Below are 22,391 nucleotides of genomic sequence, written 5' to 3'. Positions count from 1 at the left end.
CATAACTGACGAAAACTTAAAAAGAGATGCCCGGCAGGCCTCTGGTTGACTTGCCGGGCATCTGGAGCGCGTGGTCAGGCAGCGTAGCGAAGACTGGTCAGCAGTGCCCGCAGCTTGACGTATTGGTCCGTTTTCATCCACGTTTCAGCGGTTTCCGCCGTCATGGACGCGTCGATCTCGGCTACCGCTGTTGCTACGCCGTTCGGCATGATCATGAAGCTGTTCAGGGAAGTGCTGCCGGGGCCTTCCGTCATGAAGTAATCAGCAACAACCCCCATGTAGTAACGGACCGGAAAATCAGGGAAGGGATAGTCATCCCGAACGAAGACGAAGTGCGAAGCGCCATCGCGGCTTTGGAACGCGCCAAGTTCCTGGGAGTCGAGGATTTTGCGGTTGACTGGTCCTCCAACAAGACCGCCTGTACCTCCGCTGGAGATGTGGGCAACCTTGCCGCCGGTCTCGTCGAAGATGTAGGCCACCAGCGAATTCTCTTTCCCACCGGGATTTTCAGCGTTTTCGTTATACGAATCCTGCTCCACCTGAATACTCCAGCCTGCTGGCACATCGAAGGAGATGTGGCCGTCCGGGAAGGTGTACGTGCCATTTCCGTAGCTAGGGGAGACATGCGGTGTTGAGGGGACAACGGGGGTAACCGGCGCCTCTACGTTGACTGCCGGCGGAGTGGCCACCTCTGAAACGGGGACCGTAGGCTCGGCAGGGACAAGGGGTGCTGCCGGCACTGAAACCGGTGTTGACCTTGACGGCGTCGCAATAACCGGTGTGACTGCTGCAGGTGCCGGAACAGCGGCCGTGGCAGGCTCATCGTTCTGCGTAACAGCCCCGGATCCGGCGGAGGGAATCTCTTCTTCCACGGAAACAGCCGGTGGCAGTGTGAAGGCCGGGACTTCCTCTGAAGCTGCAGCTGTGGTTGACGTTGCAGCCACATGTGCAGCCGGCGCGCAGGCAGTGAGAGTAAGTGCAAGAGCAAGCGATGTGAGCGTGGCAAACTTCGCGTAGTCGGATCGGCGGTACTTCATGGCTGGGTTCCTTCCCCCTTGGACGAGCCGAGCAGATCAGCCTGCTCACACATATTGTTTCCAGGTAAGAACGAGTAATTACACCCGACTCCAAGATCTTTTCGAAACCTGATTCTTTTCCATGGGGGAGGGCCGCTCAAGTGCCCGTAAGCCGGCCTTCCAAAGGGCATTGCAGGGCCCAAGGGGAACTTTTGCCGGAACATGGCGGCCCATCCATTCAAGGAATGGAGACGTGTTCGTCGACCCGTTCTGTGAACGGGGGCTCGTCCGGACAGGCGACCGAAGCCATGACGGGACCCCCGGCATTCGCCGTGTAGCGGACACATGCGTTGACAGTCCGCTGCTCCGCCCACCAGCCACCACTGGTGGTGAGATGTTCGCGGTAGTACCGGTCGGCGAAGAAGTTACCGTCGGGGTCCCAGCCGAACGAGTATGGAGCACTAACTCCTTGCAACCGTGAGCGCACCTGATCCCGGTCGGATGTATCTACGTTGGCAGTGAATTGGGTGAACCACTCCATGCCCTCTGCAGCGCGTTCCCGGATGGTCCGTTGGCCCATTTCCTCGATGCTTGGACGAGCGCAGGAGGACAAAGCAAAGAGAATAACCATTGCGCAGCAAAGCTTCCAGACACGTGCCATTCATTCCCCCAAGGATGGTGAAGCCCTAGCCTAGCCTTCCGAACTGAAAGGCGGGCTGGCCGAAACTGCCATACCGTTTGGAAGTCATCTGTCCTTCATTTTGCCAACGTGGGCCAGGACCGCCGTGGCTGTGGACCCGGGGTCAGGCGTGGAGATCAACCACGTGCGGGTGGGGGTCTCCACGACCATGGCCGGACCGCCGACCAACAGTCCCCACGTTCGCTGGCCCAAGTACCGGACGCCGAAGCCTTCAGTCAAGGAACTGGACGGTGCCGGGGAGGCATCGATGATGTCCTCCAGCGGGATCGCCTTGGAGTAGAACGGCCGGCATCTGACCTTTAGGCTCTGCTCAGCGGCTTCAACCGTCACTCTGATGCGAAGTACTGAGACTGTCAGGAGCGCAATGAGCACAACCAGCCCTGCGCTGATCAACAGGACGCCACTGGGAATTGCGGTCACGATGATGAAGACGCACAGCAGGCCCACCACAGTTGCGATGACTTTCTGAGAGCCGCGGCTGATCCCGGCCTCCGAAATCATCGTTGGCGTTCTACTGCCGCTCAAGATCGTGCGTTTCGCTCAGTGAATTCCTCTGCGCACGTTTCGATTGCACCAGCCGATCAACATATAGAACGGCCGCAACTACGACGAAACCGATCAGAAGGGCATAAATAAAGCCCAGAGGCCTCAGTAATGCAACGTACGTCCCGAATCCGAACACGAAGACCAGCAGGCTGCGTCTGGTTTTGGCACTCATGAAATCCCCCAAAAAAACGCCGTGGTTGGCATGGGGCGAGCCTACCCGGCGGGCGGGCGGGAGCAAGCCAATCAGTCGAATGCCAGAGGAACAGGTCCGAGGAGGCTCCCGCAAAAGGAGCGGACCTCAGCAGGGGCACGCGAGCCTACCCCTCGGCAGGCTGGATCTGCATCATGAGCCCAAAGAGGTCAGGGAGGCCGTGTTCTTCATTGATTTGGCCGTCTACGAAGCGATAGATGTTCATTGCCTGCGCCTGTATAGCTTTACCGGTTGCCGCTATGCCCAGGAATTCTCCTTGGTGGGTGCCCCGGAGCGTGAATCGCGCGGCGACGGTGTTTCCTTCAATAACGGTCTCCTCCAGTGACCACTGGACGTCGGGAAAAGCTTGCCGCATGATCCCGATGATTTGGAGGTAGCCGCTCGGGCCCTGGACCGGCTCGGGCAGGAAGGGCACATGGAACGTGGCCGATGGTGAAATGATCTCATCACCAATCTGCTCATCGGCTGTATTGATGAATTCAACAAAACGGTTCATGCGTTCACGAAGTTCTTCAGTCATTTGCTTGCTTCCTTTACTTAGCGGGTCAGCTGTATCGCTCGGCTGCAGCCATCGGACTGACATCTCGAAGACGTCTCAGCAGTTCCATCAGTTCCTCAGCGCCCTGCTGGCTCAGCGCCGGAGCGAGCCGCAGTTCAAGTTCGGCGTCAACTGTCTTCCGGGCACGTTCCAGGATGGTGCGCCCTTCAGCGGTTAGCTCGATGAGGGAGGACCTGCGATCATCCGGATTGTTTCTCCGACGGCAATAACCGGACTTTTCGATGCGGTCAATGAGCTTGCTGGTGCCGCCGACTGAAATCGCAAGAGCCGTGGCTACGTCCAGAACCCGGCATGCACCTAATCGATCCATGACAGCCATCGGCTCAAATCTGCTCATCGGGAGGCCGTGCTCCTTGCGAAGAGTGTTATCGAGCCCGTCCCACAGTTCCGTTTCCAACCGGGTCAGTTCACTGAAAAGGGGGTACAGGGAACGGATTTCGATGCCCTTGTTCATATCGGAAGCCTAGCATTTAGTTTCCATGGAACCTAGTTCCTTGGAATGCTTGTGGCTCCGATCCCTGCGATGAACCCATTCAACCCCGCCAGCACCTGCTCCTGGGTCCCGCCGGCGTCCACCACCACAAAGTCATCGAACTCGGGCAGCGAACGGTACGCAGAACGGAAGGCCTGCAAGTCAGCAATGGTCTCGTTGTCGGTCCCGCGGGCCGTGACCCGTTGGTGGGCAAGGCGGGGATCGACGTCGAAATGGACTGCAAGGTCCGGTGTGGGCAGTTTCCCAAGTAGCCATGGAATCAGCCTGCCTCGGCCGAGCCCGTTGGCCTGGCGCAGTGCGAGTTGGCAGTGGAGATGGCGGTCCATCACCACCAACCCGTCGAACTTGTGGGCGCGGGCATGGTTGACCAGCACGTTGAAGAGCCGGACGGTGGTCTCGATGATGTCGGCCGCGCGGGGTGGCAGCTTCCACCCGTACCGCTCGGACCACAGGGATAGTCGCCGACGGGCAGCGTGGTTGGCGAGCAGCAGGGCATCCCGGCCCTCAGCGCGAGCCGATTCAACCAAGGCGCGGGCCGCCGTCGTTTTTCCTGAACCGTCAATTCCTGTCAGAACAATGAGCATGAGGCCTCCCCTCGTTTCCTGACCAACGAAGGGAGGTGCCCTCTTGTCCCGAGGTGTGGCGGGGCTCACGCCCCGGGCTGCCACCGGAACTGGGGTTGCTCCCGGGTCAGGAAGGCCTGGATGCCGATCCCCATGTCAGGACTATCCGGCATCGCGGACCACGCCTCCGCCCACTCTTGCTCAATGACCGCCAGACTGGAACCGGGAACATCCGCTAAGTCGGTTAGATCCACGAGTCGCTTCATGGCGTGCATCGAGAACCGCGAACGGCTCCGGAGCGTACTGACCAGCGCTGCGCACTTCTCCTCAAAAGATTCGGAAGGCACGACGTCGGCCACCAGGCTGAGCGCGCAGGCTTCAGTGGCGCTGAACGTCTGTCCGGTGAGGAGGATGTACTTCGCCTTGGCATGACCTACCTGCCGGATGAGCCGTTCCAAACCGGGCCGCGGGTAGATGATGCCGATCTTGGCAGGGGTCAGCCCAATGACGGCCTGATCGTTGGCGATGATGAAGTCGCAGGCCGAGGCAATCTGCCAGCCGCCACCCATGCAGGCACCCTCCACCAGGGCCACCGTTGGCTTGGACACTGAAGCGATGGCAGCATCGGCTGCGCTGAGGTGATCCACGGTGGAACCGTCCGCCTGAGGATCGATCAGCACTGACGCTAGTTCGCTGATGGCCGCCCCTGCGCAGAACGTATTGCCATCCCCACGCAGCACCACAACTGCGACGTCGGGATCGGCGTCCAACCGCGGCATCAACTCCTGTACCTCCCGGCACATGGCCCGGGTCAGGGCGTTCCGCTGGGAGAGGTTGCTGATTTCCACGGTGGCCACGCCGTCAACCACGGAAAGGGAAATGTGGCCCGCGCGGGAAACCTCGGGACGGGCAGTTGCCGCAGGGGACATAACAGTCATCGCTGTGCTCCCATCGTTTCCGGTACCTGCGCGGAAGCCGGTGCGCAGACAAGGCGGCCCTCGCGCTCAAGCCGGGTGACGTCGTCGAGCGTCATTCCACGCTCCATGAGTATCTGGGCGGTGTGCTCGCCCAGCAGCGGCGGGGGAAACAGAATTTCGCTGGCCTCGCCATCCAGGGTCAGCGGCCCGCGGAGAAGGGGCAGGGGTGATCCGTCGCGGCGTTGGCCGTGCTGGACGAGTCCCAGGGCGGCAACCTGCTCCGAGGCCAGCGCCTGGATGTAGTTGTAAATGGGGCCGCAGGGGATGCCTGCCTCGCTGATCAGGGGTACCCACTCGGACGCGGGCTTGGCGGAGAGGGCAACTTCTATGAGCTCCGTCAGCTGGTCCCTGTTGGCCGAGCGGTCCGCGCCGGTGATGAAGCGGGGATCCTCCACGGCGGTGGGCATGCCCAGCAGACCGCAGAAAGCGCGCCATTGCTTCTCGCTGCCCACGGCGATATTGATGGATTCCGTGGCTGTGGCGAACATGCCATAAGGGGCGATGACGGGGTGGTTGTTGCCCTGGGGAGCAGGTGCTTCGCCGAGGCTGAGCGCCTTTTGCCCTTGGAAGGCGGACAGGTTCAGGGCGGTCTCCAGCAGGGAAGTGGACACTCGGCCAGGGCGCTCGCCGTTCCGTGCCCCCAAGAGCGCTGACACGATCCCGAACGCGCAGATCATTCCGGACGTGATGTCCACGATCGGTACGCCCACCCGGTATGCCGAGCCAGGCCCCGGTCCAGTGACGGACATCAGCCCCGACATTCCCTGGATCACCTGGTCCAGTCCGGCGTCGTCCTTGAGGGGGCCCGTGTTGCCGAAGCCGGTAACGGATCCCACCACGAGCCCGGGGTTCAGCTCTTCAAGCCGGGATGCCGGAAAGCCCATTTTCTCCAGTGTTCCGGGCTTGAAGTTCTCCACCAGGACATCGGCGTCGGCAATCAAGCCGGCCAGGATTTCGCGTCCCTCGGCTGAATAGAAATCCAGGCACACGGAGCTTTTGTTGCGGTTGACGGACTCGAAGTAGAGGCTGTGACCGTCCTGGAACGGGGGCCATTGACGGGCAGTATCGCCACCGTTGACGCTCTCGACTTTGATGATCCTGGCGCCCATGTCGGCAAGGAGCGCGGTGCAATAGGGTCCGGCGAGGGCACGGCTGAGGTCGATCACGGTGATTCCGCGGAGTGGTTGAAGCATGGTTTCTGTCCTGTCTGTAAAGGGTTCAGAGGCTGGATGGCAGCACCAGGGCGCCTACCAGGAGGAGCGGCCCTGCCATCACCATGGACAAGCCCCAACGGGTGAGGAGCCTGGTGATGCGGGGGCGTTCATCGGCGTCGACGGTGGCCACGAACGTGGCGCCGACGGTGGAAAACGGCGAGACGTCAACAATCGACGAGCACACGCCCAGAGCGGCAATGACAGCCCACCCGGCGACGTCTCCGGAGGCCACCAGCGGAAGTGCCAGGGGCACCAGGGCGGCGAGCATCCCGGTGGTGGAAGCGAAAGCCGAGACGAGGGCGCCGATAGCGCAAATCACCAGGGCCGCAAGCAGCGGCGTCCCGACGGCGCCGGCTGCTTGGCCGAGCAATGCGACGGCTCCCATGGTCTGAAGGACTCCGACGAACGTGATGATCCCGCCCACCAGCAGGACTGTGGACCAATCGATTTTGGTCACAGCCGATTTGCCGGACAGGGGATCGCAGAGCGTGAGGACCGAGGCGAAGGCGAAGCACAGGACGCCGATGTCCGGGCTTGCACCGAGAACTGACATGAGGATGACGGTCAGAACCAGTCCGGCCATACACAGCACGGTGATGATCTGGTTGCGGTTCAGCCGTGAAGGCTGCGGCTCAGGGGCCGGTTCGTCCAGGACCTGGACGGCCTGTTCGGCGGCTTGCTTGCCCCGCGCAATGTTGCCTTCGCGCTCAAAAGGGTGCGACGGCGTTGGGCGGCTTGCGCTGAAGCGCGGCACGTTGCTGCCGAAACCGTCAGCCGTGCGGGTGTTGAGCAGCTTAAGCCCGCCGAAGAGGACATAGGCGGCAGCCAGAAGCAGGATGTTGGTACCCAGGGCCACGCTGAAGAGGACCAGTGGATCGAGGTCGATTCCGGCCGCCCTTGCCGTGCCGTAGGTGACGATGCCGAACAGGCTGGTGGGTGCGAATCCTCCGGCGCTGAGGCCGGAACCGATGGCCAGGCCCATGAGCATGCGGTCGATGCCGTACCTCTTGGCCAGTGGCATGCCGATGGGTGCCATCACCAGTCCCGCCAACGGCGAGCCCATGGCGGAGATGCCGATAGTGAGGGCAAAGAAGGCCAAGGGCAGGAAAAAAGCGCGGTCACCCACTTTGGCGATGGCCATCTCGATGATTCGATCGATGGTCCCGTTGGCTTGGGCGATCGCGAAGAAGTAGGTCACCCCGACAAGCAGGACAAGGATCCCGATGGGGAAACCTGCCACCACCTTCTCGATGGTCATTCCGGCCATCCAGACGCCGACGCCTGCTGCCGCTGCGAACATGAGCACTCCGATGTGCACTTTGCGCAGGGTTGCCAGGACGAAGACGCCTACAAAGATGGCCAAGGCGAGTATCTGTAATTCCATAGGCCCGGTCTCCAATCAAACTACTTCGGTTCACTGGATGAACCAACGGTTCATTTTGGGAAGTCGCCTGTAATGTAGGGCACTGGAAGTAGTGGGTCAAGCGGGAGGGTTGCATGAGTACGCAGAGCGTCGTCACGGCCATCAGGGTGCTGGAGGCGGTCTCGGACAATCAGCCAGCCGGCCTGTCCGAGCTCAGCCGTGAGGTGGACGTTCCCAAGGCAACCGTGCTCCGCATGCTCAGGACGCTGGCCGAATTGGGCTGGGTGGCGCAGTCCGAGGTCCAGTCCAGCAAGTGGGTGCTGACCAACCATGCGTTCGCTGTAGCCAGCCGGGGGAGCAGCGGATCGGTAATCCGTGACGCTGCCATGGGGCCCTTGAACGCACTTCAGCTGGACACCACGGAAACCGTCCACCTGGCGGTTCCGGACCGGGGATACATGCTCATCATCGAGCGGCTGGACACCCCGCACGTCCTGAGGGCGTTCCTGCCGCTGGGTTCCAGGCTGCCGATGCACGCCTCCTCCACGGGAATGGCTTACTTATCCGCTGCCGACGAGGCTTTTGTTGACGAGTACCTGGCCGGGCCGTTGGAAGCGCTGACCCCACAAACCGTGGTGGATCCCGCGCAGCTTCGCACGATGATCGTGGACACCCGCGCCCGCGGGTACTCCATCAACGAGCAAGGACTCAGTACGGGGATTACCTCCATTGGCGTTCCACTGCTTGGCCCCGGTGGTGTGGCAGCCGGATCCATCTCCATCTCCGGCCCCTCCAGCAGGATTGTCCCGGACAAGTATCAGGAATATGGGGAGGCCGCCGCCGGCACCGCCCGGGAGATCAGCCGCGCCCTCGGAGCCTTTTCCGCCAAGGGCTACTAAGTTTCCTTTCAAAATACGTCGCCGAAACACAAATGCGCGCTTATCATGATGCTGTGGACGTGCTTCCTTGGAGTATCGGTTCCGTTTGAACCTGTTTCCGAGGGGTACTAAAGCGATATGGAGAACTATTTCTTCGATCGGTGCCCGTTGGCATGGGTGGCGCCCCGTTGTGGGGTACCAGCGGACGCCTTCCTGAATAGACACAATTTATTGAAGGGATGCGTAGCTCAATGAACACACTCTTAGTAATCGCCGGCGTAATCGCGATCATCCTGCTCCTTGTGGGTGGATTCAACCAAGCCCTCAGCTTCTTGCTGTGGGTGGGAATCATCCTCTTGGTGCTGGCCCTCCTGGGCTGGGTCCTTGGCCGTGGCCGGTCGCGCGTATGACCACTGATCCAAGTGAAGTAGCCGGTTTTGCCCAGGTTCGCGATGGAACCACGACCCCCGGAAACCCCATCCCCAGGGACCCGGGAGCGCCTGAATCCAGCGGCCGGGCACCCGTAGACGATGCGTCGCCCGAAGGCACGGACGACGCCGTCGACGCGGGTCCCAGCGAGTCAGCCAACCCGCCGGGACCGGCAGAAGAAAAGGACGAAGGGACCGCGGACGACCGTGGTCTGACCACCGAACCAAATCCCACGGATTGATCGGTACAGCATGGTCGCGGGCGGGAGGTTTCCTGTCCGCGGCTGCGCTGTTGGTGAACCTTCTCCTGCCCTTCGCCACTAATTCCGTGAATTTGCACGTTTTGCGATGGGTGAAGAAATGCGTATCGGTTCAATCATCGGGCTGATCGTTGTTGTTTGGCTCGTTATCGGCGCAATTGCGGCCGGCCAGCGGGGTTATTTCAGTGCCCCGCCTGCCCAGTGCTCGCAGTTTGCAACCATAGCCCTGAATATTGTCGCGGGCCCCCTGAATTACACGGGCCTGGACCCGCAGGGCGGCTGTGAGGTTCCGCAGCCGTCATGAGCAGATCCGCGCGATGCCTGGTTGTTCTCCTCGCATCCTTGGCGGTCATGACCGGAGTGCTGACTGGATGCTCACCGGCGTCTGCCGCCGACGCACTGCAACGCCCCGCCAAGGAAGTTTCCTCGGCAGTCCGGGCGGCCAGCCTCGCGGTGGACCTGAGGATGGAGGACAGCACGACGGCGGCCGCCTCCTCCACCGCCGTGGATGACATGCTGGGCGAGGTGGAGTCGGCCACCCATGAAGTCCATGGCGTGAAGGCCCCGCTGGAGGATGAGCGCGCAGTCCGGAACGATCTCCTGGCATCCTTCTCCACCATTTCCCGCGCCCTCCTGCACGCCCGGGACGTCCTGGGCGCACCGGCCACCGGCCCTGGGGAGGGGCAGTCCCAACTGTCGGCAGTGCGGGAAGAACTCCGCGTTGCCACTGGGCAGTTGGACCGTCTCATGGCAAAGGCCGGCATCCAGTGAAGCGGCTCCTCGGTGTTGCGCTTGGCATCCTGACAGCGATCGGGGGCTTTGTCGACATCGGGGACCTGGTGACCAATGCCGTGGTGGGTTCGCGTTTCGGATTATCGTTGGCATGGGTTGTGGTGGTCGGTGTCGTGGGTATTTGCCTGTTTGCCAACATGTCCGGGCGCGTAGCGGCTGTCTCGGGCCGGGCCACTTTCGAGGTCATCCGTGAACGGATGGGACCAAGGGCCGGACTGGCCAACCTGGGCGCGTCTTTCCTGATCAACCTCATGACGGTCACGGCGGAGATCGGCGGCATCGCGTTGGCCCTCCAGCTGGCGAGCGGTGTGTCTTACATGCTCTGGGTCCCGTTCGCCCTGCTGGCCGTGTGGTTGGTGATCTGGCGGGTCAAGTTCTCCATCATGGAGAACGTCACCGGGCTTGTGGGCCTGTCCCTGGTGGTCTTTGCGGTGGCGCTTTTCCTCCTGAAACCGGACTGGGGCGCCTTGGCCGGGCAGGCGTTTTCCCCTTCCGTTCCCGGCAGCGAGGGTGCCGGCACGTACTGGTATTACGCCATTGCCCTTTTCGGAGCTGCCATGACCCCTTATGAGGTGTTCTTCTTTTCCTCCGGCGCCGTTGAGGAGCGCTGGAAGGTCAAAGACCTGGTCCAGTCGCGCATCAATGTTCTCCTGGGTTTCCCGCTGGGCGGGTTCCTGTCGCTGGCGATCGCTGCTTGCGCCGCCGTCGTGCTCTTGCCCGCCGGCATCAGCGTCACAACGTTGTCGCAGGTGGCATTGCCGGTAGCGCAGGCGGGCGGGCAGCTGGCGCTGGCTGTCCTGATCCTTGGCGTGGTGGCTGCTACCTTTGGTGCGGCGTTGGAAACGACGCTTTCGAGCGGGTACACGCTGGCGCAGTTTTTCGGGTGGCCGTGGGGCAAGTTCCGCCGCCCTGCGGAGGCCTCGCGCTTCCACGTGGCCATGATGGTGGTGTTGCTGGCTGGTGTTGCTGTTCTGGCAACGGGGGTCGATCCCATCCTGGTGACGGAGTACTCAGTGGTTTTCTCCGCGATTGCCCTACCCCTGACGTACCTGCCGATTCTGATTGTGGCGAACGACCCCCAATACATGGGCAAGCACGTGAACAACCGGGCCGTGAATATTGCCGGGCTCGTCTACCTGGTCATCATTCTGGTGGCTTCCCTGGCGGCCATTCCCCTGATGATTGCGACAGGAGCAGGAGCGTGAGTAAGGCCAAACGCATCCAACCGCCTACCATCAGGCCTGCCCCGTGGCCGGCAGGACTGGTGCTCGATGCCCAGTTGCACTTGCTGGACCGGCAGATGTTGGACGTCGACGGCGTCCCCGTCACCACTGTGGACGATATCGAGCTGAGCGGCCCCGAGCCGGACGAGTTGATCCCGGAGGGCACTGAGCCGCCGCGTATCACGGCTTTGCTGACAGGGCCGGTGTTGGGGACGCGCATCTTCGGCGGCAGGCCGCCGTCGAGCAGGTTGATCCGCATTCCGTGGAGTGTGGTGGCAGGAGTGGACACTGTGGTGACGTTGGGCGTCCGCTCGGACTCGCTGGATGCATCATGGGTGGAGCGGTGGTTGCGGAACCATGTCATCGCGCGGATCCCGGGCGGGCGCCATGATCCTGAATGACATGTTGGGAAGCGACGTGGTGGACAGCGACGGGCAGCGGCTGGGCGAAGTGTCGGATGTGCGGTTCGCCGTTGACGCCGCCCCGGGGCAACTCCTGAGCCAGGCCAGGATGGTGGGGATCGTGGTGAGTCCCCGGACCGCGTCCTCGTTCCTGGGGTTCGAGCGCCAGCGTATCTCCCAGCCCTGGCCCGTGGCGCAGCTCCTGCGGTGGTGGCACCGGGGATCGTTCCTGGTGCTGTGGGAGGACATTGCGAGCATGGGACCGCGGGAAGTGAAGCTGCGTCCGGGGTTCGAAGCTTACCGTTCCGCGGTGGAGCCTTAAGGCCTCGAATGGCCTTTTACTAAGTTTGCTGACTATTATCGTCAAAGGCATGGACATGCCACTAAGGGGCCTTATAGGTTCGAAGTGTTCCATAAACACGTTCCACCGCTCAGGGAAAGGACAGTTCACATGGACCAGCACAATGCCACACCGGAAGAGGAAGTGGGAGGCTACGGCACCCCCACCGCAGAGCAGGAAGCCGGCGGAGGCCAAGCACAGCCCCGCGTGGAAGAAGACATTGAGGAGGCCTCATTGGGAGAAGGTACGGGCGCGCCGAACCTCAGCCACCTGGATCCGGAAGATTCCGACAGCTCCGGAGAGCCCGGCGCAGGCCGATACGGCGGAACCGACGAGCAGTACCTCACCGAGCAGTCCATCCAGCCTGACGGCAACGATGGGGACCTGCCGGACGGCAGCGGCAACGACCTTCCGGAGGAAGAGTCGCCCAACGATGATGACGAAGAAAGTTTCGACGCCGGCTAAGAGCTTTGGCTGGCGGGCTTAAGACAGGCGCGCCACTGGTTAAGCAGCCAGCTGGATGGCGCGCCACCAGCATTACAGCATGAGCACCCGAGACTGGATCGAAGGAGCAAAAACCATGGCAACGGTCAATAAGTCAATTGAAGTAGATGTCCCCGTATCTGTCGCCTACAACCAGTGGACGCAGTTCGAGACGTTCCCCCAGTTCATGAATGGTGTGGAGGCAGTAGAGCAAATTGACGAGACGGGCCTGCACTTTTCAACCAACGTGGGCGGGGTGAAGCGCGAATACAACGCACAAATCATCGAGCAGGTGCCGGATTCCCTGGTGAGTTGGGCCAGCGTTGACGGTCCCCGCAACGGGGGAACCGTCAGCTTCGAGCCCCTCGACGCCGGCCGTACCAGGGTGAATGTTGAAATTGTGTGGGAACCCGAAGGCCTCGCCGAAAAAGCAGGTTCAGCACTGGGTGCGGACAGCTTGCGGGTTGGTGCGGACCTGGACAAGTTCAAGAAGTTCATCGAGGCCCAGGGCCATGAAACCGGGGCTTGGCGCGGCACGGTATCCGGCGGCGACGTTGATGACACGGGGGAAACTTTTGGCAGCGGTGGAGCAGTAACAGCCGAATTTCCTCCCGTCGATCCTGACCTCGCCGCACCTTCAGCAGGCGAGGGACCGGTTGAACCACCCCAGCCACGCGCTCCGGGACTGTAGCCCGGGACTGTAGCCCGCGGTTCCAGCACGGGGTTGTATCCGCGGCGGTGCGTGGGAAGTCACTGGCGCCAAGATGATGACTGGCTCACACTGGATACAGCACCAAGAGACAGCTCTACGGAGGGCCGGCCACCATCACGGGCCGGCCCTCCGGCTTACCCGGAAGGGAGTCCCGACAGCCATGGCAACGTCCAGCACAGTGGAAGCAGAGCGCAAATTCGACGCCGAGGCATCCACCCCGCTGCCTGCACTCGACACCATCGACGGCGTAGCGTCCGTAGGGGCACCGGAAACCCACACCCTGGAAGCGATCTACTTCGATACCCGCCACCTTGCCCTGGCTGCGCGCGGCATCTCCCTGCGCCGGCGCACCGGAGGACACGACGCCGGCTGGCACCTTAAGCTGCCGCTCAGCCCCGGCAAGCGCACAGAAATCCACGCGCCATTGGGTAACGCGGACACCGTCCCGGACGAGCTGATGGACCGGATACTCGCCTATACGCGTGAAGGTACGGTGGCGGCGGTGGCCACCCTCACCACTGAACGCACCAGCTACGCCCTGTACGGGTCCGACGGCGGACGACTGGCCGATTTCGTTGACGACCACGTGCACGCCCACGTGTCAGTCGGTGAACCGCGGGAAATGGAGTGGCGGGAGTGGGAGGTCGAATTGGCCGCCCAGGATGGTGCCGATGATTCCATGCTGGACAACCTCACCGGACAGCTCGCAGAGGCGGGGGCGAAACCCAGCGAACGGACCTCCAAGCTGGCCACCGCCCTGGGTGGTTCCTGGCCGGACGCCAAGGGGACCGCGGGGACGGAATACAGCAACGGGAAGGCCGCCGTTGCTCCGGTGATCAGCTTTCTGCAGACCCAGATGGCCGACCTTCTTTTCCAGGATGCCCATGTGCGGTTGGGCCAGGACGACTCCGTTCATCAGATGCGATCAGTGATCCGCCGTCTCCGGTCGGTATTGCACTCGTACCGGACCCTGTTTGAACCGGCCGCGGTGGAAGAACGTGAGCGCGAACTGAAAACGCTGGCCAAGACCCTGGGCCACTACCGGGACATAGAGGTCCTGCATGCACGCTTGAGGAAATACCTTGAAGAACTCCCGGAGGAACTGGTCCTGGGACCGCTGCGTGATGAATTGGACCAACGCATGGCTGCCAGGGCGGACACGGCCATGGCCGCTGTCAGGAACCACATGACCAGCCGCAGGTACTTCCGGCTGCTGGACGAACTCGAAGCTTTCATCGCCGATCCCCCCTTAACAGCCCTTGGGGAGAAACCAGCGCGGAAAACCGTGGCGAAGCTCGTCAACAAAGCAGCCAAACGGCTGGGCAAACGCCATGACGCAGCGGTGGGTGCCGCCGTCGGGCCTGAACGTGACGCGGCCTTCCACGAAGTCCGGAAGGCCGCCAAGAAACTGCGGTTTGCCGCTGCGGCAGCGGAAAGTACCTACGGCAAACGGGCGTCGAAAGTGGAGGCTGCCGCGCACAAGCTCCAGTCGATCCTGGGCGATCACCAGGACAGCGTGATGGCCCGGGCGGAGCTGCATAACCTGGGTTCAGCGCCGGGCATCGGCAGCGCTGCGTTCACCTACGGCGTGCTGCACGCCATGGAACGCAGCGTCGCCGACGCCACGGAAACCGAATACCTCCGCCACAGCAGGAAGGCGCTGAAGCTCCGCCTCAAGAAACCTACTTCTTGAGGAACCCCAGGAGTGCCTGGTTAATCTCCGCGGCGTGGGTCCAGAGCAGGCCGTGCGGCGCGCCCTCGATTTCCTGGTATTCGGCGCTGGGCAGGGCCTCCTTGAACCGCCGTCCCGTGGCGTCGATGGGCAGGATGTTGTCAGCAGTGCCGTGGACGATCAAGGCTGGAACGTCGATCTTGGGGATGTCGGCGCGGAAGTCCGTGAGCCATGTGGGCTGGGCTGCAACTGAAGCGAAAGCACCGGACTTGCTGGCCAGGTTCCAGCTGGCGTCCACGGCCTCCTGGCTGAGGCGGTCCGTGCCCAGGAAAGTTTCCGTGTTGTAGAAGTTCTTGAAGAAGTCGGTGAAGAAGGCATAACGGTCTGCGGTGACAGCTTCAGCGAGGCCGTCGAAGATATCCTGCGGCACGCCGTCGGGGTTGTCGTCGGTCTTCAGCAGGAACGGCTCCAACGAACCCAGGAACACGGCTTTGGCAACGCGGGCCGAGCCGTAAGTGCCGAGGTACCGGGCAACTTCACCTGTGCCCATGGAGAAGCCCACCAGGACGGCATCGTTCAGATCCAGAGTTTCCAGGATGGTCTTCAGGTCCGCGGCGAAGGTGTCGTAGTCATATCCCTCGGTGGGTTGGCTGGACTTCCCAAACCCGCGGCGGTCGTAGGTGATGACGCGGTAACCGGCGTCGAGCAGTGCGGCCGTCTGCTTCTCCCACGAGGAACCATCCAACGGATAGCCGTGAATCAAGACCACTGCCTGGCCTGTTCCGTGATCCTCGTAGTAAAGCTCAATCTCAGTGCTGTTTTCGTTTCCGACGGTGATGTAAGCCAAAACCCAGTCCCTTCGATGCGGTTCAACACGAACGTTTCCAGCCTACTGTCCGGCTACGACACCGGCACGGTGGTTGTCATGGCATGGTCATGGTGCTGCCTCGACACCGCCACGGCATCCATGTTCTCCTCGGCCCATTCCTTCAGGTCGAAAATGATCGGAAGCAATGATCGTCCACGGCCAGTGAGCTCATAATCAGTCCGGACCGGAACAGAAGCAGTGACCTCACGGGTTATCAGGCCGTCCCGCTCGAGCGTTCGGAGGGTGGAGGTCAGCATCTTCTGGCTGGCTCCGGGAATATGGCGGCGAAGTTCACTGTGCCGTTGCGGACCTTCCTCCAGGGCGAGCATCACCAAAGTCACCCATTTGCTGCTGATGGCTTCCAAAAGTTGGCGGGCAGGGCAGAGCTCCAAGGAAGCGTTGTAGTGGTGCTGTGCTACCCGGCGGCTCTGGTCGGCTGTGAGTGTCATGCCCTCATCATTGCAGGCACGTGGAGGTGCCGTGGGCACAAAAAAGTGCCCTCTTACGCTGCGTGACAACCCCGGGTGAGGATCGAGGAGGGGTCAAAACACCCCCTGTACTGAAAGGAAACCATGCTCTCCATCCTCCATATCAACGCCTCGCCCCGGTATGCCAACAGCGATTCGCTGCGTCTGGCCCGCCACTTCATTGACTCTCTGCGGGCTGCAACTACGGAGACCTTCGAACTGGAGACCTTGAACCTGTTCGACGACGGCGCGTTGCCGGCTTTCGGCCACACCGCGGCTGCCGCGAAGATGGCAGTCTTCACGGGCCAGGACCAGACTCCGGATCAGATTGCAGCCTGGGAGTCCGCCCGCGCGGTCTTTGACCAGTTTGCCGCCGCGGACGCCTACGTGTTCAACATCCCCATGTGGAATTCCGGTGTGCCCTATGTCCTGAAGCAGTGGATTGACATCATCACCCAGCCAGGCTGGAGCTTCGGGTTCGATCCCGAAAAGGGCTACACCGGACTGATGGAAGGCAAGCCCGCCCTGGCTATCCACAGCAGCGGCGTCTTCGCTCCCGGGGTTCCGGCTGCCTTCGGTTCCGATTTCAGCAGCACCTTCTTTGCCGACTGGTTGAACTTTGTGGGCATTGAGGACGCCACACACATCCGATTCGCCCCGACGGTACTCAATGTGGACGTGGAGGGCACACGCCGTGCTGCCGAGAATGAACTTAGCGACGCCGCGCTCCTGTTCGCGGGCAAGCTCGGTACGTTCGAGTTGATCCGCGGCTGATGTCCGCTAAAGGTTGGTCATCCGTTCACCGGCCTCGTTGTACCGTCCACCCTCAACGGTGATCTTTGCCGCGGCCGCCTCGATTTCGTCCAGCTCCGCCCGCGAAAGTTCGACGTCGGCCGCGGCCAGGTTCTCTTCCAGGCGGTGCAGTTTCCGCGTGCCTGGAATAGGCACGATCCACGGTTTCTGTGCCAGCAACCACGCCAAGGCGATCTGGCCCGGCGTCGCGCCTTTTCTTTCAGCGATTCCGGTGAGGAGGTCCACCACGGCCTGGTTGTTCTGCATGGCCTCAGGGGTGAAGCGGGGGATGGTGCTGCGGATGTCGTTGCCGGAGTCGAAGTTGGTGGAGGCGTTGATGGTTCCGGTCAGGAAGCCCTTGCCCAGCGGACTGAAGGGAACAAAGCCGATGCCCAGTTCTTCGCAGACGTCCAGGACCTCTTCCTCCGGCCGCCGCCACCACAACGAATACTCGCTCTGGACGGCGGCAACGGGCAGGACTGCATGGGCGCGGCGGATGGTGCCCGCAGCGGCCTCCGACATGCCGAAATGCTTGACCTTTCCGGCGTCGACGAGGTCCTTGACCGCGCCGGCAACATCCTCGATGGGGACCTCCGGATCTACGCGGTGCTGGTAATAGAGGTCCAGCGCATCTACCCCGAGCCGTTGCAGTGATCCTTCGACTACTTCCTTGATCACTTCGGGCCGGCTGGTGACCTTGCCGCTTGGCTTACGTGCGGCGGAATCGATGTCCCAGCCGAACTTAGTGGCGATAACCACCTGGTCCTTGAACGGGGCCAAGGCTTCACCGACGAGCTCTTCGTTGGCGTAGGGTCCGTAGATCTCGGCGGTATCGAAGAACGTCACGCCACGCTCCACGCCCGTGCGGATCAACGAGATCATTTCCGCGCGGTCAGGCCGTTCGCTGTAGCCCCCGGTCATGCTCATGCATCCCATGCCGATTGCGGAAACTTCCAGTCCGCCGGTGCCGAGTGTGCGCTTTTCCATGGTTGCTCTCCTATGGTGTTCGGGCTGTGGGCTACTTCGACGGTAAGCGCCGGCGGAGGGGCGAGGGAGTCCCTGACATTACCCCTCAACGGTCTCGTCAGGCAGGCTACTTGCCGGAGTTTGCTGCGGCTGCCGCTGCAGCTGCGGCCGCTTCAGCCGCAGCTGCTGCTTCCGAGGCGGCAGTATTTGCGGAGTCCACGGCACCGTCTGCTGCCGCGATGGCATCGTTCATGATTTGCTGATCCACCTCGGTCGTATCCACAACCAGTTTGACCGTCTTGGCGTCGGTCTCGGAGCCTGCCGATGGTTCCGTCGATACGGCTGCCACTTGCTGGCCCGGCTCGAGCGTGGTCCAGGGAGTTCCGTCAGGTCCCACGATGGAGATGGTCAGTCCGGCTCCTGCCAAGGCAGCCTTGGCGTCGGCGAACGGCTTCCCTGCGATGTCCGGAACCGTGGTGTGCTTGGTCGCAGGGCTGGAGGTCGCGGCTTCAGAGGGCTTGGCTTGCGTGGCTTCCGGCGAACCGTCGGAGCATCCTGCCAGCGCTGCGCCGATTACCAATGCCAGCGCCAATGCTGCGGTTTTCTTCATAAGCCATACCCCCAAAATAGTTCGCCGGCCGGCTCCTGGTTTGCCAACTCAACGTGGTGCATTTCCAGCGGCAACTTTACCGGCAATCCTCTAGTTGCCCGCAGCAACCAGACGTAAACTGGCCTTCGGTTCACTACGCTTTGGCTCGGAGTCTCCATGCTGTGGAAGGTACTTGTTCGTTTCCTGCGGCCGCACCAGCGGTTGCTGATCGCCGTCGTCGTCTTCCAACTGGCGCAGTCCATCGCCTCGTTGTATCTCCCGACGCTGAACGCAGACATCATTGATAACGGCGTGGCCGCCGGGGACACGGACTACATCCTGCGCATGGGCGGACTCATGCTGCTCATCACCTTGCTGCAGATCGCGTGTGCAGTGGTGGCCGTCTACTTCGGCGCGAAGGCTGCCATGGGGATGGGCCGCGACCTCCGCTACGCGATCTTCAGCAGGGTAGGGGAGTTCTCCGAGCAGGAGGTCACCCGGTTCGGGGCGCCGTCGCTGATTACCCGGTCCACCAACGACGTCCAACAGGTGCAGCAACTGGTGCTCATGTCCTGCACACTGATGGTCGCAGCTCCCATGCTGAGCATCGGCGGTGTGATCATGGCCGTGCGACAGGATGCGCAGTTATCGTGGCTGATTGCGGTGTGCGTGCCGGTGCTGCTGGTGGCGGTCGGGCTGATCGTGACGCGGATGGTGCCGCTGTTCCGCAAAATGCAGGTACGGATCGACGCCGTCAACCGTGTCCTGCGCGAGCAGCTCACCGGCATCCGCGTGGTGCGGGCCTTCGTCCGCGAGGACATGGAGGCCGCCCGGTTCGGCAAGGCGAACGACGACGTCACTGACGTTGCGCTCCGGGCCGGACGTTTAATGGCGCTCATGTTCCCCGTGGTCATGCTGGTGATGAACGTTTCGTCCGTGGCGGTGATCTGGTTCGGCTCGTTCAGGATCGAGGACGGCTCCATGCAGGTGGGCACCTTGATCGCCTTCCTGAGCTACCTCATGCAGATTCTCATGTCGGTCATGATGGCCACGTTCATGGCGGTAATGATCCCGCGCGCGTCTGTCTCGGCCGACCGGATCGGCGAGGTGCTGGAGACCGAGTCCAGTGTCCAGCCGCCGTCGAACCCTGTCACCGGGGGTATCCGCCGCGGGGAGCTGGAAATGCGCGACGTCGGATTCGCCTACCCGGGTGCCGAGCAGCCGGTGCTGAGCGGCCTATCCTTCACGGCCCTGGCCGGCCAGACCCTTGCGATCATCGGCAGCACGGGGGCTGGGAAAACCACGCTCGTGAACCTGATGCCACGGCTCTTCGACGCCACCTCGGGGTCCGTGCGGATGGATGGCGTGGACGTCCGCGAGCTGCATCCTGATCTGTTGTGGGGCCACATAGGGCTGGTGCCGCAGCGGCCGTTCCTCTTCTCGGGTACCGTCCGCAGCAACCTCCAGTACGGCAAACCAGACGCCACCGAGGACGAACTGTGGCAGGCACTGTCCGTAGCCCAGGCCCGGGATTTCGTGGAAGAGATGGAAGGCGGCCTGGACGCTGTCATTTCACAGGGCGGCACCAACGTTTCCGGCGGCCAGAGGCAGCGGCTCGCCATTGCCCGGGCGCTCGTGAAACAGCCGGAGCTTTACATCTTTGACGACTCCTTCTCCTCCCTCGACACCGCCACTGACGCCAGGCTCCGGCAGGCGCTCAAACGCCACACCAACGGTGCCACGCTGGTGATCGTCGCCCAGCGCGTCTCCAGCATCGCCGACGCGGACCAGATATTAGTGCTCGACGACGGCAGGATCGTGGGGCGCGGAACGCACGATGAGTTGCTGGAGACTTCCGAAACGTACAGGGAAATCGTGTCATCCCAGCTCGCAGCGGAGGAGGCAGCATGAGCGGCGCGGCAGCCGGCCCCCGTGGTCCCCAGCGTCCGGCCATGGGGCCGGGCCGTGGTGGTCCGTTCGCCGGGATGAACATCCCTGCTGAGAAAGCCTCCAACTTCTCCGCCTCTGCCCGGCGCTTGCTGGGCACGCTGCGGCCGGAGCGTCTCTGGCTGATCCTGGTGCTGGCGTTCGCCGTGGTCAGTGTGTCCTTGTCCGTGATCGGGCCCAGGCTGCTGGGCGAAGGCACCAACCTGATCTTCGCCGGCGTCGTGTCCAAACAACTGCCCGCGGGGGTTTCCAAAGCCGAGGTGATCGCGGGGCTGCGCGCCTCAGGCGAGAACAGCAAGGCCGACATGTTGGGCGCCATGACCCTGACACCCGGCGTCGGAATCGACTTTGGCGCCCTCGCCTCGGTGCTGCTGTGGGCGCTGGCGCTGTATGTCCTGGCCTCAGCGTTCGGCTGGATGCAGGCCTACGTGCTCAACGGCGTCGTACAGCGCACCGTCTACCGCCTGCGGGAGCGGATCGAAGCGAAAATCCACCGGCTGCCCCTGCGCTATTTCGACTCCATCCAGCGCGGCGAGCTCCTGAGCCGTGTAACCAACGATGTCGACAACATCTCCCAAAGCCTGCAGCAATCCATCAGCCAGGTGGTGTCCTCCCTGCTGACGGTTCTTGGTGTGCTGGTGATGATGTTCCTGCTCTCGCCGCTGCTGGCACTGATTGCCTTGGTGACGATTCCGTTGACTCTGGGTACCACGTTGCTGATAGCCAAGCGCTCCCAGAAATTGTTCGTTGCCCAATGGAAGAACACCGGCGAACTGAACGGCCAGATCGAGGAAAGCTACACAGGCCACGCCCTGGTCAAGGTCTTCGGACGGCAAAACGAAGTGCAGGAAAAGTTCCGCGCGAAGAACGGCGAGCTGTACCAGGCAAGCTTCGGGGCGCAGTTCGTGAGCGGCCTGATCATGCCGGCCATGACGTTCATCGGAAACCTTGTCTATGTGGGGATCGCGGTGGTGGGTGGCCTGCAGGTTGCCTCCGGCTCCATGCAGTTGGGCGATGTCCAGGCCTTCATCCAGTACTCGCGGCAGTTCACCATGCCCCTGGCCCAGCTGGGGTCCATGGCGAACATGCTGCAATCCGGTGTTGCCTCGGCGGAACGGGTTTTCGACCTGCTTGACGAGGACGAAGAATCCCCGGAGCCGGCTCCTGTCCCGGGGACTGGCCCGGCGCGTGGGCGGCTCGTGTTCGAGAACGTGTCCTTCCGCTACTCACCGGACAAGCCGCTCATCACCGACCTCAGCCTGGTGGCTGAACCGGGGCAGAGCATCGCCATTGTTGGACCGACGGGTGCAGGAAAAACCACCCTGGTGAACCTGATGATGCGGTTCTATGAACTGGATTCAGGACGGATAACGCTCGACGGCGTGGACATCGCCTCGCTCTCGCGGCAGGAACTGCGTTCGCGGATGGGCATGGTCCTGCAGGACACCTGGCTGTTCGGCGGGACCATCCGGGACAACATCGCTTACGGCCGGCCCACTGCTTCCGAGGACCAGATCCTTGAAGCGGCGCAGGCTACCTATGTGGACCGGTTCGTGAAGTCGCTGCCCGAGGGGTACGACACCCTTTTGGACGACGAAGGCGGCAACGTTTCCGCCGGTGAGAAGCAGCTGCTCACCATTGCCAGGGCCTTCCTGTCCCGGCCCTCGGTACTGATCCTGGACGAAGCCACAAGTTCCGTGGACACCCGCACCGAGGTCCTGGTTCAGAAGGCCATGAACGCCCTGCGCTCGGACCGGACCAGCTTTGTGATCGCCCACCGGCTCTCCACCATCCGGGACGCCGACCTCATCCTGGTCATGGAAGCCGGGCAGATCGTGGAGCAGGGGACGCACTCGGAGCTGCTTGCCACGGGTGGGGCCTACTCACGGCTCTACGAGGCGCAGTTTGCGGCGCCGGTGGCTGAGGTTTGA

The 22,391-nt window shown here is 62.4% G+C and carries 27 protein-coding genes; 14 read left to right on the top strand and 13 right to left on the bottom strand.

The features are described 5' to 3' along the window. Positions 1–74: 74 nt before the first annotated feature. From LDN85_RS18140 to LDN85_RS18100, 9 genes are all read right to left on the bottom strand, one after another. Positions 75–1,037 carry a hypothetical protein gene (locus LDN85_RS18140; RefSeq protein ID WP_026542004.1) on the bottom strand — a complete coding sequence of 321 codons (963 nt, stop codon included), beginning with the start codon at positions 1,035–1,037 and terminating at the stop codon, positions 75–77. Between the two features lie 217 nt (positions 1,038–1,254). After that, complete coding sequence (locus LDN85_RS18135; RefSeq protein ID WP_035761067.1) at positions 1,255–1,596, bottom strand: hypothetical protein; 342 nt, start codon at positions 1,594–1,596, stop codon at positions 1,255–1,257. Positions 1,597–1,761: 165 nt separating this feature from the next. Continuing rightward, a complete protein-coding gene (locus LDN85_RS18130; RefSeq protein WP_026542002.1) occupies positions 1,762–2,217 on the bottom strand; it encodes a hypothetical protein in 456 nt (151 codons plus the stop codon). 362 nt (positions 2,218–2,579) lie between these two features. Continuing rightward, the gene (locus LDN85_RS18125) at positions 2,580–2,993 is read right to left on the bottom strand and encodes an ester cyclase (RefSeq protein WP_026542000.1); all 414 of its coding nucleotides are present in this window, start codon (positions 2,991–2,993) and stop codon (positions 2,580–2,582) included. Positions 2,994–3,018: 25 nt separating this feature from the next. Next, complete coding sequence (locus LDN85_RS18120; RefSeq protein WP_051421616.1) at positions 3,019–3,486, bottom strand: MarR family winged helix-turn-helix transcriptional regulator; 468 nt, start codon at positions 3,484–3,486, stop codon at positions 3,019–3,021. Positions 3,487–3,518: 32 nt separating this feature from the next. After that, a complete protein-coding gene (locus tag LDN85_RS18115; RefSeq protein ID WP_026541999.1) occupies positions 3,519–4,109 on the bottom strand; it encodes an AAA family ATPase in 591 nt (196 codons plus the stop codon). 65 nt (positions 4,110–4,174) lie between these two features. Beyond that, entirely contained in the window at positions 4,175–5,026 is an 852-nt protein-coding gene (locus LDN85_RS18110) for an enoyl-CoA hydratase/isomerase family protein (RefSeq protein WP_026541998.1), read from the bottom strand. Beyond that, entirely contained in the window at positions 5,023–6,258 is a 1,236-nt protein-coding gene (locus LDN85_RS18105; RefSeq protein WP_223943736.1) for a CoA transferase, read from the bottom strand. Before LDN85_RS18105 ends, LDN85_RS18110 begins: the two co-directional genes overlap by 4 nt. A 25-nt stretch (positions 6,259–6,283) precedes the next feature. Beyond that, a complete protein-coding gene (locus tag LDN85_RS18100; RefSeq protein ID WP_223943735.1) occupies positions 6,284–7,663 on the bottom strand; it encodes an SLC13 family permease in 1,380 nt (459 codons plus the stop codon). Positions 7,664–7,776: 113 nt separating this feature from the next. On the opposite strand from LDN85_RS18100, the gene LDN85_RS18095 reads away from it, so the two are divergent. The 11 genes from LDN85_RS18095 to LDN85_RS18045 all read left to right on the top strand — a co-directional run bounded on the left by LDN85_RS18095 (position 7,777) and on the right by LDN85_RS18045 (position 14,852). Continuing rightward, positions 7,777–8,541: an IclR family transcriptional regulator gene (locus tag LDN85_RS18095; RefSeq protein WP_026541996.1), complete on the top strand. Its 765-nt coding sequence runs from the start codon at positions 7,777–7,779 to the stop codon at positions 8,539–8,541. A gap of 230 nt (positions 8,542–8,771) precedes the next feature. Next, the gene (locus LDN85_RS18090; protein ID WP_167332882.1) at positions 8,772–8,930 is read left to right on the top strand and encodes a hypothetical protein; all 159 of its coding nucleotides are present in this window, start codon (positions 8,772–8,774) and stop codon (positions 8,928–8,930) included. Continuing rightward, the gene (locus tag LDN85_RS18085) at positions 8,927–9,190 is read left to right on the top strand and encodes a hypothetical protein (protein WP_223943734.1); all 264 of its coding nucleotides are present in this window, start codon (positions 8,927–8,929) and stop codon (positions 9,188–9,190) included. Before LDN85_RS18090 ends, LDN85_RS18085 begins: the two co-directional genes overlap by 4 nt. Before the next feature lie 118 nt (positions 9,191–9,308). Beyond that, on the top strand, positions 9,309–9,512 hold the full coding sequence (locus tag LDN85_RS18080) for a hypothetical protein (protein ID WP_026541994.1): 204 nt from the start codon (positions 9,309–9,311) through the stop codon (positions 9,510–9,512). Continuing rightward, positions 9,509–9,979 carry a hypothetical protein gene (locus tag LDN85_RS18075; protein WP_223943733.1) on the top strand — a complete coding sequence of 157 codons (471 nt, stop codon included), beginning with the start codon at positions 9,509–9,511 and terminating at the stop codon, positions 9,977–9,979. Before LDN85_RS18080 ends, LDN85_RS18075 begins: the two co-directional genes overlap by 4 nt. After that, the gene (locus LDN85_RS18070) at positions 9,976–11,205 is read left to right on the top strand and encodes an Nramp family divalent metal transporter (protein WP_026541992.1); all 1,230 of its coding nucleotides are present in this window, start codon (positions 9,976–9,978) and stop codon (positions 11,203–11,205) included. The genes LDN85_RS18075 and LDN85_RS18070 overlap by 4 nt, the downstream gene beginning before the upstream one ends. Further along, positions 11,202–11,624 carry a hypothetical protein gene (locus tag LDN85_RS18065; RefSeq protein ID WP_223943732.1) on the top strand — a complete coding sequence of 141 codons (423 nt, stop codon included), beginning with the start codon at positions 11,202–11,204 and terminating at the stop codon, positions 11,622–11,624. Before LDN85_RS18070 ends, LDN85_RS18065 begins: the two co-directional genes overlap by 4 nt. Then, positions 11,611–11,946, top strand: a complete 336-nt coding sequence (locus tag LDN85_RS18060) for a PRC-barrel domain-containing protein (RefSeq protein WP_223943731.1) — start codon at positions 11,611–11,613, stop codon at positions 11,944–11,946. The genes LDN85_RS18065 and LDN85_RS18060 overlap by 14 nt, the downstream gene beginning before the upstream one ends. A 129-nt stretch (positions 11,947–12,075) precedes the next feature. Continuing rightward, on the top strand, positions 12,076–12,429 hold the full coding sequence (locus LDN85_RS18055) for a hypothetical protein (RefSeq protein ID WP_026541989.1): 354 nt from the start codon (positions 12,076–12,078) through the stop codon (positions 12,427–12,429). Between the two features lie 79 nt (positions 12,430–12,508). Next, positions 12,509–13,138 (top strand): SRPBCC family protein, encoded by a 630-nt coding sequence (locus tag LDN85_RS18050; protein WP_223943730.1) that lies wholly within the window; start codon positions 12,509–12,511, stop codon positions 13,136–13,138. Positions 13,139–13,319: 181 nt separating this feature from the next. Beyond that, complete coding sequence (locus LDN85_RS18045) at positions 13,320–14,852, top strand: CYTH and CHAD domain-containing protein (protein ID WP_223943729.1); 1,533 nt, start codon at positions 13,320–13,322, stop codon at positions 14,850–14,852. Here the strand turns inward: LDN85_RS18045 and LDN85_RS18040 are convergent. Beyond that, a complete protein-coding gene (locus tag LDN85_RS18040; protein WP_223943728.1) occupies positions 14,842–15,678 on the bottom strand; it encodes an alpha/beta hydrolase in 837 nt (278 codons plus the stop codon). The genes LDN85_RS18045 and LDN85_RS18040 overlap by 11 nt on opposite strands. A gap of 53 nt (positions 15,679–15,731) precedes the next feature. After that, positions 15,732–16,148, bottom strand: coding sequence for a helix-turn-helix domain-containing protein (locus LDN85_RS18035; RefSeq protein ID WP_223943727.1), 417 nt, complete (start codon positions 16,146–16,148; stop codon positions 15,732–15,734). Positions 16,149–16,271: 123 nt separating this feature from the next. On the opposite strand from LDN85_RS18035, the gene LDN85_RS18030 reads away from it, so the two are divergent. Then, positions 16,272–16,940 (top strand): NAD(P)H-dependent oxidoreductase, encoded by a 669-nt coding sequence (locus LDN85_RS18030; RefSeq protein ID WP_223943726.1) that lies wholly within the window; start codon positions 16,272–16,274, stop codon positions 16,938–16,940. 6 nt (positions 16,941–16,946) lie between these two features. On the opposite strand, the gene LDN85_RS18025 is transcribed toward LDN85_RS18030, so the two are convergent. Together LDN85_RS18025 and LDN85_RS18020 are read right to left on the bottom strand one after the other, a co-directional pair. After that, entirely contained in the window at positions 16,947–17,945 is a 999-nt protein-coding gene (locus LDN85_RS18025; protein WP_091552093.1) for an aldo/keto reductase, read from the bottom strand. Between the two features lie 106 nt (positions 17,946–18,051). Then, the gene (locus tag LDN85_RS18020; RefSeq protein WP_091552091.1) at positions 18,052–18,534 is read right to left on the bottom strand and encodes a PASTA domain-containing protein; all 483 of its coding nucleotides are present in this window, start codon (positions 18,532–18,534) and stop codon (positions 18,052–18,054) included. Between the two features lie 156 nt (positions 18,535–18,690). On the opposite strand from LDN85_RS18020, the gene LDN85_RS18015 reads away from it, so the two are divergent. Both LDN85_RS18015 and LDN85_RS18010 read left to right on the top strand, forming a co-directional pair. Further along, the gene (locus LDN85_RS18015) at positions 18,691–20,424 is read left to right on the top strand and encodes an ABC transporter ATP-binding protein (RefSeq protein ID WP_026546950.1); all 1,734 of its coding nucleotides are present in this window, start codon (positions 18,691–18,693) and stop codon (positions 20,422–20,424) included. Next, entirely contained in the window at positions 20,421–22,391 is a 1,971-nt protein-coding gene (locus LDN85_RS18010; protein WP_275966388.1) for an ABC transporter ATP-binding protein, read from the top strand. Before LDN85_RS18015 ends, LDN85_RS18010 begins: the two co-directional genes overlap by 4 nt.

This window comes from Arthrobacter sp. StoSoilB20 (genome assembly GCF_019977295.1).
GTDB classification, from domain to species: Bacteria; Actinomycetota; Actinomycetes; order Actinomycetales; family Micrococcaceae; genus Arthrobacter; species Arthrobacter nicotinovorans_A.
This window is presented reverse-complemented; position numbering and strand designations above follow the sequence as displayed.

What these genes read in the sequence shown, in the direction of transcription:
- LDN85_RS18140 (WP_026542004.1), bottom strand. Translation starts at nt 1,037, where the DNA reads ATGAAGTACCGCCGATCCGACTACGCGAAGTTTGCCACGCTCACATCG.
- LDN85_RS18135 (WP_035761067.1), bottom strand. Translation starts at nt 1,596, where the DNA reads ATGGGCCAACGGACCATCCGGGAACGCGCTGCAGAGGGCATGGAGTGG.
- LDN85_RS18130 (WP_026542002.1), bottom strand. Translation starts at nt 2,217, where the DNA reads ATGATTTCGGAGGCCGGGATCAGCCGCGGCTCTCAGAAAGTCATCGCA.
- LDN85_RS18125 (WP_026542000.1), bottom strand. Translation starts at nt 2,993, where the DNA reads ATGACTGAAGAACTTCGTGAACGCATGAACCGTTTTGTTGAATTCATC.
- LDN85_RS18120 (WP_051421616.1), bottom strand. Translation starts at nt 3,486, where the DNA reads ATGAACAAGGGCATCGAAATCCGTTCCCTGTACCCCCTTTTCAGTGAA.
- LDN85_RS18115 (WP_026541999.1), bottom strand. Translation starts at nt 4,109, where the DNA reads ATGCTCATTGTTCTGACAGGAATTGACGGTTCAGGAAAAACGACGGCG.
- LDN85_RS18110 (WP_026541998.1), bottom strand. Translation starts at nt 5,026, where the DNA reads ATGACTGTTATGTCCCCTGCGGCAACTGCCCGTCCCGAGGTTTCCCGC.
- LDN85_RS18105 (WP_223943736.1), bottom strand. Translation starts at nt 6,258, where the DNA reads ATGCTTCAACCACTCCGCGGAATCACCGTGATCGACCTCAGCCGTGCC.
- LDN85_RS18100 (WP_223943735.1), bottom strand. Translation starts at nt 7,663, where the DNA reads ATGGAATTACAGATACTCGCCTTGGCCATCTTTGTAGGCGTCTTCGTC.
- LDN85_RS18095 (WP_026541996.1), top strand. Translation starts at nt 7,777, where the DNA reads ATGAGTACGCAGAGCGTCGTCACGGCCATCAGGGTGCTGGAGGCGGTC.
- LDN85_RS18090 (WP_167332882.1), top strand. Translation starts at nt 8,772, where the DNA reads ATGAACACACTCTTAGTAATCGCCGGCGTAATCGCGATCATCCTGCTC.
- LDN85_RS18085 (WP_223943734.1), top strand. Translation starts at nt 8,927, where the DNA reads ATGACCACTGATCCAAGTGAAGTAGCCGGTTTTGCCCAGGTTCGCGAT.
- LDN85_RS18080 (WP_026541994.1), top strand. Translation starts at nt 9,309, where the DNA reads ATGCGTATCGGTTCAATCATCGGGCTGATCGTTGTTGTTTGGCTCGTT.
- LDN85_RS18075 (WP_223943733.1), top strand. Translation starts at nt 9,509, where the DNA reads ATGAGCAGATCCGCGCGATGCCTGGTTGTTCTCCTCGCATCCTTGGCG.
- LDN85_RS18060 (WP_223943731.1), top strand. Translation starts at nt 11,611, where the DNA reads ATGATCCTGAATGACATGTTGGGAAGCGACGTGGTGGACAGCGACGGG.
- LDN85_RS18055 (WP_026541989.1), top strand. Translation starts at nt 12,076, where the DNA reads ATGGACCAGCACAATGCCACACCGGAAGAGGAAGTGGGAGGCTACGGC.
- LDN85_RS18050 (WP_223943730.1), top strand. Translation starts at nt 12,509, where the DNA reads ATGAGCACCCGAGACTGGATCGAAGGAGCAAAAACCATGGCAACGGTC.
- LDN85_RS18045 (WP_223943729.1), top strand. Translation starts at nt 13,320, where the DNA reads ATGGCAACGTCCAGCACAGTGGAAGCAGAGCGCAAATTCGACGCCGAG.
- LDN85_RS18035 (WP_223943727.1), bottom strand. Translation starts at nt 16,148, where the DNA reads ATGACACTCACAGCCGACCAGAGCCGCCGGGTAGCACAGCACCACTAC.
- LDN85_RS18030 (WP_223943726.1), top strand. Translation starts at nt 16,272, where the DNA reads ATGCTCTCCATCCTCCATATCAACGCCTCGCCCCGGTATGCCAACAGC.
- LDN85_RS18025 (WP_091552093.1), bottom strand. Translation starts at nt 17,945, where the DNA reads ATGGAAAAGCGCACACTCGGCACCGGCGGACTGGAAGTTTCCGCAATC.
- LDN85_RS18020 (WP_091552091.1), bottom strand. Translation starts at nt 18,534, where the DNA reads ATGAAGAAAACCGCAGCATTGGCGCTGGCATTGGTAATCGGCGCAGCG.
- LDN85_RS18015 (WP_026546950.1), top strand. Translation starts at nt 18,691, where the DNA reads ATGCTGTGGAAGGTACTTGTTCGTTTCCTGCGGCCGCACCAGCGGTTG.
- LDN85_RS18010 (WP_275966388.1), top strand. Translation starts at nt 20,421, where the DNA reads ATGAGCGGCGCGGCAGCCGGCCCCCGTGGTCCCCAGCGTCCGGCCATG.